Raw genomic sequence first — 9,725 nt, 5'->3', positions numbered from 1 at the left:
GGGGGAGATTATCCTTGCTACCCATCCGCCTAGCTTGCCCTGTCACCCTTCATCGTCTATCGGCGATGGACGATGACCGAATCCCCCGAAACCCGCTGCACGGAGAGCCGCGCCATGGCGCTGCGCCTGGCGGCGCTCTCGCATCCGGCGCGCATCGAGATCTTGAAGCGCCTCTCGGCCAGCGCCTGCTGCTCGTGCCGCGAGGTGGTCGACCATCTCGACCTTGCCCAGTCGACCGTTTCGCAGCATCTGAAGATCCTGGTCGAGGCCGGGCTCGTCCGCTTCGAGGCCGACCGCCAGCGTTCGCGCTACGCGGTCGACCATGCCGCCCTGGCGGGCGTCTCCGCCTCGCTCACCGAACTCGTCAACTCCTGCTGCCCCAGCTTCTCACCCAAAAGGCATGACTAGTGGCCGAAAAGACCGTATCCGCCGAAGCCGGCACCCTCACCACATTGCGCAATCTCTGGCCGTATATGTGGCCGGCCGAGCGCGCCGATCTCAGAGCCCGCGTCACCTGGGCGACGCTGCTTCTGGTCGTCGCCAAGCTCACTTTGGTCGCCGGCCCGTATTTCTTCAAATGGGCGACCGACGCGCTGGCCCATGCCGCGAAAACGCCGCCGCCGCTGCCGTCCTTCCTGCTGGCGCCGGTGGCGCTGGTCGTCGCCTACAACGTGCTGCGCCTGATCCAGCTCGGATTCAACCAGCTGCGCGACGCGCTGTTTGCCCGTGTCGGGCAATATGCCGTGCGCCAGCTCGCCTTCCGCACCTTCGTCCACATGCACCAGCTGTCGCTGCGCTTCCATCTCGAGCGCCGCACCGGCGGTCTTTCGCGCATCATCGAGCGCGGCACCAAGGGCATCGAGACGATCGTGCGCTTCATCATGCTGAACACGGCGCCGACCATCCTGGAATTCGCGCTGACCGCCGGCATATTCGCCTTCACCTATGGCTGGAAATACGTCGCCGTGGTCGCCATCACCGTCACCGTCTATGTCTGGTTCACGGTCAGGGCGAGCGACTGGCGCATCTCGATCCGCCGCGACATGAACGACAGCGACACCGACGCCAACACCAAGGCGATCGACTCGCTGCTCAACTTCGAGACGGTCAAATATTTCACCAACGAGCGCATGGAGGCCGAGCGCTTCGACCGCTCGATGGCGCGCTACGAGATCGCCGCGACCAAGACCTGGACCTCGCTCGGCTGGCTGAACTTCGGCCAGGGCGTCATCTTCGGCCTCGGCACCGTCATCGTCATGTGCATGTCGGCGCTGGAGGTGCAGGCCGGCACCCAGAGCGTCGGCGACTTCGTCTTCATCAACGCCATGCTGATCCAGCTTTCGGTACCGCTCAACTTCATCGGCTTCATCTATCGCGAAATTCGGCAAGGGTTGACCGACATCGAACACATGTTCGACCTGCTCGACGTGCCGCAGGAAATCGTCGACAAGCCGGACGCGAAGCCTTTGAAGGTCGGCCCGGGCAAGGTCGAATTCCGCGACGTGCATTTCTCCTATGATCCCAATCGCAAGATCCTGAAGGGCGTCTCCTTCGAGGTGCCGGCGGGTAAGACGGTGGCGATCGTCGGGCCCTCCGGCGCCGGCAAGTCGACCATTTCGCGGCTTTTGTTCCGCTTCTACGACGTCCAGGGCGGCCAGGTGCTGATCGACGGCCAAGACATCCGCGACGTCACGCAGGAGAGCCTGCGCGCCGTGCTCGGCATGGTGCCGCAGGACACGGTGCTGTTCAACGACACCATCGCCTATAACATCCGCTACGGCCGCTTCGGCGCCAGCGAGGAAGAGGTGCGCAAGGCGGCCGAGCTCGCCCAGATCGGTCCGTTCATCGACAAGCTGCCCGAAGGCTATCGCTCGATGGTCGGCGAGCGCGGCCTGAAACTGTCGGGCGGCGAGAAGCAACGCGTGGCGATCGCCCGCACCATCCTCAAGGCGCCGCCGATCCTGATGCTGGACGAGGCAACCTCGGCGCTGGACAGCCACACCGAGCAGGAAATCCAGGCAGCCCTCGACCTCGTCAGCAAGGGCCGCACCACCATCGTGATTGCGCACCGGCTGTCGACGGTGATCTCGGCCGACGAGATCATCGTCTTGAAGGACGGCCAGATCGCCGAACGGGGCACGCATGCGGCGCTGCTGGCCAAACACGGCCTCTACGCCTCGATGTGGGATCGCCAGCGCGAGGCGACCGAGGCCGAGGAGCGCCTGCGCATCGCCCGCGAAAGCGATGAGCTGGGCGTGATCGTGCGGCGCAGGACGTCGGAGGTGAGCTGAGGCGATGGAGCGCTAATCTCCCCCCTTGTGGGGGAGATGCCCGGCAGGGCAGAGGAGGGCGCTGTCCCGCGACCCTGTCAACGCCTTCCAGATCCACAAACATCTGCTGGCTCGCGGTTCGTCCTCGCTGAAATCAGAAGGGCCGCGTTCCTTCGCGCCCCCCCTCTGTCCTGCCGGACATCTCCCCCACAAGGGGGGAGATCAGCAGCGTCGACCGCCGGCGCAAAAATCCCCTTGACCTCAACCTATCTTGAGCTTGCAAACCGTCTCCGAGCCTCCTGCCAAGCAACCTTCCAAACGGAGATGGATCGAAATGAGCACCACAAATCACCACACCGGCAGCGTGTTCCGGGTCGACAAATTCGTCGTGCCGGCGGCGGCGCGCGACGAGATCATCGGCAAGGTCTTCATGACGCATGAATTGCTGCGCCAGCAGGAAGGCTTCGTGCAGGATTTCCTGCTCGAACAGTTCTCCGGCCCCGGCGAGTTCAACATCGTCACCATGGTCGAATGGGAAAGCCAGGCGGCGGTCGACAAGGTGGTTCCGATCGTCAAGGCAGCGCATGAGCGCATCGCCTTCAGCGCGCAGGAAACCATCGCCCGCCTCGGCGTCAAGGCCGACATCGCCAACTACCAGCGGGTGCCGGAGGTGTAAGACGGCCAGCCGGCTCCGGGCGAAGATGCGGCGATGCTCAGCACCTGGCCGGTGCGGGCGTCGCTCACCATGTTTTCGAAACCACGCCACTCGGCGGCGAGGATGAACAGCGTCCTGCCGTCGGATCCGCCCAGCATGCAGGCAAAGCAGCCCCGATCGACCTCGACCCTGTCGATTTTCTCGCCGCCCTCGCGCACCCTGACACAGTGCCGGTTCGGCACGTCGGCATACCACACGCAGCCTTCGGCATCGGTGCAGATGCCGTCGGGAAAGTCGTCGCCGAGATCGGCCCAGACGCGCCGCCTGGAAAGGCTCCCGTCTTCGCCGATGGCGAAGGCCGTGAGCCGCCTGGCGTGGGATTCGGCGACGATCAGCGTTCGGTTGTCCGGCGTCACCGCCATGCCGTTCGCGAAGGCGATATCCTCGGCGACCTGCCGGACCGTGCCGTCCGGCGTGATCAGCACGATCGTGCCCGGTCCGAAATGCTCGCCCGGCGCCGGTGCCGGCCCGCCGCCATTGACGTAGACATTGCCGCGCCCATCGACGACGATTTCGTTCCAGGGATTTTTCGATAATTGCCTGAGATCGGCATGGGTGGCGAGGGTTCCGTCCGCTTCCCGCCGGAGCAGAAGGCCCTCCCGGCCGGAAACGACAAGCAATCGTCCATCCGGCAGCCAGTCGATCGAAAAGGGCAGGACGGCCGGCATCGTGAGCATGATCTCTCTCTTGCCGTCTTCGTCCACTGCGACGATCTCGCCGGTGCCCCAGTTGCAGAGCCAGAGCCGGCCGTCATGCCAGCGCGGCGACTCGCCGAAGGCAAGGCCCCCGGTGATGATATTGGCTTTCCTGACGCTGCTTGATGATGGCATTGGCTGGTTCCGTGGGCGCTTTGTCTGGCCAAGGACGAGCGAGCTTATGGCGCGCCGACATAGTCGTTCAATAATTTGAGCCCGCCCATCGCGCGGCCCTTGCGCCAACAAACTCGGTTACATTCGGGTGACTTTAAAATCCAAGGTCTGATGATATTGTCGCGTCACAGATAATCTCGGCCTCGTTTTTTCGTCTCGCGGAAGCATTTCGAATGTTTTGGTTTTTCTCACGCAAATCCAACAAGGCCGCCGAGAAGAAATCGCTGGTTTCCGCAGATAGGGGAGATGGCCTTCTGGTATCTTCGATTATAGTACCTCGTTCAAAGGTCGAAGAGTTCGACGAAGAGTCATTTCATCTCGTCTTCGCTGTCATGCAATTCGTAGTCACGATGGTTTCCAAAGGGCTCTATCGCCATCCGGAGATCAACCCGAAAGCGATGCAGGTCTTTCACGCGGACGGGTACTCCTCGGAGGTAAAGAACGGCGGCCATAGTCAATTCATCCACAATGCAGGCAGCGAAATCGACACCATGATTGCCGACGCCAGAGCCGGGCTCAGCGCGTGTGGGGCAAAAGGGCAGCTGGCAACTTTGGAAAAGATGTCAGCCTGGATTGCCAAGCATCCTGACGAAGCAGCGAAACAAACGGGCTTCGAGGGTGGTCGCGACGATTTCCTGGATACACTTGATGATGCATTCTACGAAGCCGATGACGCCATGCCGATGGAGGATTTGCTCGCGCGTTGGATCGCTTCTTGGCCCGATTTGCAAATCGTCGATGATGACAACTACGATGATGCGATCGATCGACTAGTGCTGTCCAACCCCCAGCGCGAGGGCAGGCTTCTTCACGAGTCGGTTAGCAAACTGGTGCGTCAGATGTTGAGCCAGCGCGAAGTCGGCGCCGGCCTCGCCTGCGCAACGATATCGCCATCGGAGATCAAACTGAGGTTCGGCATGGCGAGGATGCTGGACGTCGAGGGCGAAAAGCGGATGGTTTTCCAACTGCGCACCAGCGCGAACGAGCTTCGGCTATGCGCCGCGACAAAGACACGCGTGGCAGTTTACGAGTATGTCGCCCCTGAAGACCCGCCTGTCATGCGCCCGGGTGAGAACCCGTTGGGAGCTAACGCACCGAGTGTCGGGACACTGCTTGGACGGGCGGAGGAGTCCGAGATTGAGACAGTGATCCAACTGTCTGAACAAAATCATGCTCCTGTCGCTGTCGACCTTCTGCTACGCAAGGCGGGCTTTGATCCGCTAGGTGCCATCGTTTCAGCTAACTCGGTGGCGCAAACGGCGGAGGGGCCAGTTGTGAATTGGGTGGTGCTGGCGTCTGACCGGACCTTCCTCTCCCTGTCTTCGCCGAATGGCAGTGTGCTCTTGTGTGGCGAGGATTACGAAAAGCTCGCCGAGGCTACGATGCCTGAACTCGGCGCGCATTTTGACCGCTCCGCTGCCGCCCGGTAAATACCTGCCGTTCGCGGTATCCGTGCTCCGCCCATCCTCCGCCATTGTTGCGTTGCGGGGAGGAGGGCTTTCGGCTATTGAGGCGCAACCTGAAACAGGGACCGCCCCAAGCCCGATGAGCCTTCTCGACTCGGTCAAGAATACGTTCGTTCCGATCCACCGCGAAGGCTATCCCTTCATCGCCGCCTTTGGCGCGGCAACGCTGTTTCTCGGCTATTTTTCCTCGATCCTGTTCTGGATCGGGCTGATCCTCACGGCCTGGTGCGTGTATTTCTATCGCGATCCCGAGCGCGTCACGCCGGTCGACGATCGGCTGGTGGTGAGCCCGGCCGATGGCGTGATTTCGGCGGTCGGACCCGCCGTGCCGCCGAGCGAGCTTGGACTGGGCTCCGGCGAGATGACCCGCATTTCGGTGTTCATGAACGTGTTTTCCTGCCACATCAACCGCGCTCCGGTGCGCGGCCGGATCACGCGCATCGAGCACAAGCCCGGAAAATTCCTCAATGCCGAGCTCGACAAGGCAAGTGCGGAGAACGAGCGCAACGGCCTGGTCATCGACAGCCCGAACGGTACGATTGCCGCCGTCCAGATCGCCGGCTTTGTGGCGCGGCGCATCGTCTGCTGGGCCGACGCCGGCGGCTCGATCGCCATCGGTGAGCGTTTCGGCCTGATCCGCTTCGGCTCGCGCGTCGACGTCTTCCTGCCGTCGAACGCCGTGCCGCGCGTCGCGGTCGGCCAGACCGCGGTCGGCGGCGAGACCGTGCTTGCCGAATTCGGCGGCACCGCGGTCACGCCCTTGGTCAGGATTTCCTGAGCCTTGGGCGCGCCGTTCAAAAAATTCGAGGCCCATGCCAGCGGCGGTCCGCGCATCCGCGAGATCCCGATGCGCATGGTGCTGCCCAATCTGGTGACGGTGCTCGCCATCTGCGCCGGCCTGTCCGGCATCCGCTTCGCCTTCGAGAACCGCTTCGAGATCGCTGTCGTCATGGTGCTGCTTGCCGCCTTCCTTGACGGCATCGACGGGCGGCTGGCGCGCATGCTGAAGGCGACTTCGAAATTCGGCGCCCAGATGGATTCTTTGGCCGACATCGTCAATTTCGGTGTCGCGCCGGCACTGGTGCTCTACGCCTTCCTGCTCGACCGCGCCGGTTCGCCGGGCTGGATCGCGGCACTTCTGTTCACCATCGCCTGCGGCATGCGGCTCGCCCGCTTCAACGTGCTGGCCGAGGACCACGACCAGCCGGCCTGGCAGTCCGAATATTTCGTCGGCGTGCCGGCCCCGGCCGGCGCCGTGCTGGTCATGCTGCCGCTCTATCTCTATTTCCTGCGCCTCGGGCTGGAGCCCACCCGGCCGGCCGCCTTCATCGCCACCGGCTTCACGATCCTGGTCGCGTTTCTGCTGGTCAGCCGCCTGCCGGTCTATTCCGGCAAAAGCGTCAAGGTGCCGGGCGACAGGGTGCTGCCGGTCATCCTCGGCGTGGTGCTCTATATCCTGCTCTTGATGGCCTATCCCTGGTACACGCTGACCGCGTCGGTCGGCGGCTATCTGCTCTTCCTGCCGTTCTCGGTGCGCGCCTATTCCAAGCGCGCGCGGCTGGAAGGCGAGAAGGTGCCGCCTTCGGATATCGGGTAGCTGCGCCCTTATCTACGCCGCCGCGCTCAGCCCCAACCGATCGATCGCCAGCTTGCGCGCCGAGATATAGTCCGTCTTGCCGGAGCCCAGCACCGGGATCTCGTCCACCTTGATGATGTCGTTCGGCACCATCAGCTCGGCCGCGCCGGCCTTCTTGCCGAACTGGCGCAGTTCCTCGGCGCTGGCATCGTCGGCGGTGGTGACGAGCACTATGCGCTCGCCGCGCCGCTTGTCCGGCACCGCCACCGCGGCGTGGCGCTCTTCCGGCCACAGCGACTGCACCAGCATCTCGACGGCGCCCAGCGATACCATCTCGCCGGCGATCTTGGCGAAGCGTTTGGCCCGGCCGCGGATGGTGATGAAGCCCTCGCGGTCGATCGAGACGATGTCGCCGGTGTCGTGCCAGCCTTCCAGCGGCTGCAATTCGCCCGGCCTGTCGGCGGTCATGTAGCCCATCATCATGTTCGGCCCGTCGAGCCAGAGGCGGCCGCCTTCGGCGATGCCTTCGACCGGCTCGAGCTTCATGCGGATGGCCGGCAGCGGTCGCCCGACCGTGCCGTCGCGACCGTGAATGGCGGTGTTGACCGCCACCACGGGTGCCGCCTCGGTCAGCCCGAAACCTTCGACGATCGAGGCCTGGAAGCGGTCGCGATAAGTGCGCCGCGTTTCCGGCTTCACCGCTTCCGCGCCGGCCACGACGAAGCGCAGGCTGGAGAAGTCGCCGTCCTTGGCGGTGCGGGCATAGTTGGCGAGGAAGGTGTCGGTGCCGAACATCACGGTCGGCTTCACCTTGCGGGCGATCTCGGGGATGATCTTGTAGTGCAGCGGCGAGGGGTAGAGGAACAGCTTTATGCCCAGCACCAGCGGCAGGATGGTGCCGCCGGTCAACCCGAAGGAATGGAACACCGGCAGCACGTTGAGCAGGATGTCGGCCGGCGAGACCGAGACGCGCGCTTCGGCCTGCATGACATTGGCAAGCAGGTTGCGGTTCGACAGCACCACCGCCTTCGGCGTGCCTTCCGAGCCCGAGGTGAACAGGATGACCGCTGGTTTGCCCGCCTCCTGCCTTTGCAAGGGCAATCGCCACAAAAGCGCGGCGGCGACCTTGTCCAGCGCTGTGACGCCGGCGCGCACATCCTCCAGCCACAGCATCTTGGCGCCACCCGCCTCGACCGCGGCGACGATGTCGTCGATGGCCGCCTTCTCGATAAAGGCGCGGGAGGACACCACGGTGCGGATGACGGCGGTACGGACCGCCGCGGTCACGCTGGCCGGACCGGCCGTGTAGTTGATCATGGCGGCCACTCTGGCCGAGGAGATCAGGCCGACCAAGGTGAGCACCACGCCATTGGCGTTGGGCAACAGCACGCCGACTGCTTCGCCCGGCGCTGTCGCCGCCTCGAAATGGCGGCCGAGCACGCGCGCGCCGATGAACAGCTTGCGATAGCCGAGCGAGCCGGAAATCACATCCTCGATGATCGGATGCGACGCGCCGACGCGATCGGCGGCGTCGCGCATGGCGAGGAACAGGCCGCGGTCGAGATTGGCGCCGTGGAGCCGCGCCTCGGCGAAGCGGTCGAACAGCGCGTTGGTGTTGGACGCCATGTCGGGGTTGCGCGCCACCAGCTCGGCGACGGTCATCGGCTCCAGCACGCTCACCGACAGTCGCCGGAACCAGTGGCGAGGCGCCTTCTCCTTCGGCGTCAGCGAGAACGGCAGGTCGCGCGTGCCGGCAACGAAGATCGGCACGATGCGCGCGTCGGCCTGCGTGGCGATGCGGGTGACGGCACGGAACAGCCGGAAGGATTTGACGTCCGGCTCGACATTGTCGGGCAGGTAGACGGCGAGCCGTCCCTTGCCCTTCAGCACGCGCACCAGCCGGCGGCTGACGAAGACGTGCTCGGCATTGAAAGCGATGGTCCGCGCAAGCTCGCGCCACGGCTCGAGCCAGGGCGACCGCGCGGAGGCCCCGTCCAGGATATGCAGCGTGTCGTCGGGCAGCAGCGACAGCATCAGCGCCGGCTCGATGCGCGACTGGTGCGAGACCACATAGATGACCGGCGTCTTGGCGCTGCGGGCAATGCGGATACGATTGTCGGCGATGCGCCAGGCGAGCTTGAACGGCACGTAGAGCAGCGCCTGGGTGAAGCGCAGGTCGAGCCGGAACCGCTCGATCACGGCGATCAGCAACCAGGCAAAGACAAGGCCCGCCAGCAGCGCCAGGGTCAGGATCATGCCGCTCTCCCAGTCTCCTCCAGGGCGCGGCTCTTGAGCGGCCGCTTCGATGGCAGAGGGTAGCGGAAGTGCGGGCAAGGTCAATGTGGAGTGGAGCAAGCTTCCCTTCACCCACAAGGGAGAAGGGGAAGACGACGCTTACGCCGCCTTCAACCTGCCGCTGATGAAGCGGAACTCCTGGCTCTTGCCGCCAAATCCGTAGGCCGCGGCCGGCACCTCGTGCACCAGGGCGTAGCTTTCCTCATGCACGCCGCCAAGCAGCCGGCCGAAAGCCTCGAAGATCGCCTTGAGATAGGCCTCCAGCTCGAGCTTGGTGTTGGTGCCGTCGACGACCTTGATGTCCAGCCAGAACGTGTTGGTGCCGTGCTCGGCCAGCGACTTGCCGCCGGCGAACCAGTGCTGCGGGTCGATGTAGTTGACGGCGACCGCGGTGATGGTCGGATCCTTGCGCAACTCCTTGGCGGTGATCTCGGTGATATCCTTGGCGATGGCGGCGGACAGCTTGGCGTTCGGCTTGCCGGTGACGCTGACGTTGATGATAGGCATTTTTCTCTCCTTCGGGTTTGGCGTCTG

The 9,725-nt window shown here is 64.2% G+C and carries 9 protein-coding genes; 6 read left to right on the top strand and 3 right to left on the bottom strand.

All coding sequences use genetic code 11. The annotated features are described in order from the left end of the window. The first annotated feature begins 72 nt into the window (after positions 1-72). The 3 genes from DPM33_RS34770 (at position 73) to DPM33_RS34760 (ending at position 2,946) form a co-directional block, all read left to right on the top strand. Positions 73-408, top strand: coding sequence for an ArsR/SmtB family transcription factor (locus DPM33_RS34770; protein WP_112102018.1), 336 nt, complete (start codon positions 73-75; stop codon positions 406-408). Further along, positions 408-2,291 carry an ABCB family ABC transporter ATP-binding protein/permease gene (locus DPM33_RS34765; protein WP_112102016.1) on the top strand — a complete coding sequence of 628 codons (1,884 nt, stop codon included), beginning with the start codon at positions 408-410 and terminating at the stop codon, positions 2,289-2,291. Before DPM33_RS34770 ends, DPM33_RS34765 begins: the two co-directional genes overlap by 1 nt. Positions 2,292-2,604: 313 nt before the next feature. Then, complete coding sequence (locus DPM33_RS34760) at positions 2,605-2,946, top strand: antibiotic biosynthesis monooxygenase family protein (RefSeq protein WP_112102014.1); 342 nt, start codon at positions 2,605-2,607, stop codon at positions 2,944-2,946. Here DPM33_RS34760 and DPM33_RS34755 read toward each other — a convergent pair. After that, on the bottom strand, positions 2,922-3,815 hold the full coding sequence (locus DPM33_RS34755; protein WP_112102011.1) for an SMP-30/gluconolactonase/LRE family protein: 894 nt from the start codon (positions 3,813-3,815) through the stop codon (positions 2,922-2,924). The genes DPM33_RS34760 and DPM33_RS34755 overlap by 25 nt on opposite strands. A gap of 212 nt (positions 3,816-4,027) precedes the next feature. Here DPM33_RS34755 and DPM33_RS34750 point away from each other — a divergent pair, with 212 nt between their 5' ends. The 3 genes from DPM33_RS34750 to DPM33_RS34740 are packed head-to-tail and all read left to right on the top strand — an operon-like array spanning position 4,028 to position 6,917. Next, positions 4,028-5,284, top strand: a complete 1,257-nt coding sequence (locus tag DPM33_RS34750) for a DMP19 family protein (protein WP_112102009.1) — start codon at positions 4,028-4,030, stop codon at positions 5,282-5,284. After that, the gene (locus DPM33_RS34745; protein WP_281004854.1) at positions 5,184-6,098 is read left to right on the top strand and encodes a phosphatidylserine decarboxylase; all 915 of its coding nucleotides are present in this window, start codon (positions 5,184-5,186) and stop codon (positions 6,096-6,098) included. The genes DPM33_RS34750 and DPM33_RS34745 overlap by 101 nt, the downstream gene beginning before the upstream one ends. Positions 6,099-6,101: 3 nt before the next feature. After that, positions 6,102-6,917, top strand: coding sequence for a CDP-alcohol phosphatidyltransferase family protein (locus tag DPM33_RS34740; protein WP_112102005.1), 816 nt, complete (start codon positions 6,102-6,104; stop codon positions 6,915-6,917). A 12-nt stretch (positions 6,918-6,929) separates the two neighbouring features. Here DPM33_RS34740 and DPM33_RS34735 read toward each other — a convergent pair whose 3' ends face one another. Then, the gene (locus tag DPM33_RS34735) at positions 6,930-9,152 is read right to left on the bottom strand and encodes an AMP-binding protein (protein WP_112102003.1); all 2,223 of its coding nucleotides are present in this window, start codon (positions 9,150-9,152) and stop codon (positions 6,930-6,932) included. A 138-nt stretch (positions 9,153-9,290) separates the two neighbouring features. Beyond that, the gene (locus tag DPM33_RS34730) at positions 9,291-9,698 is read right to left on the bottom strand and encodes a tautomerase family protein (protein WP_112102002.1); all 408 of its coding nucleotides are present in this window, start codon (positions 9,696-9,698) and stop codon (positions 9,291-9,293) included. Positions 9,699-9,725 lie beyond the last annotated feature (27 nt).

Source organism: Mesorhizobium hawassense (assembly GCF_003289945.1).
Lineage (GTDB): Bacteria > Pseudomonadota > Alphaproteobacteria > Rhizobiales > Rhizobiaceae > Mesorhizobium > Mesorhizobium hawassense.
The sequence above is the reverse complement of the archived record's forward strand: the minus strand, read 5'-3'. Positions and strand labels throughout refer to the sequence as shown.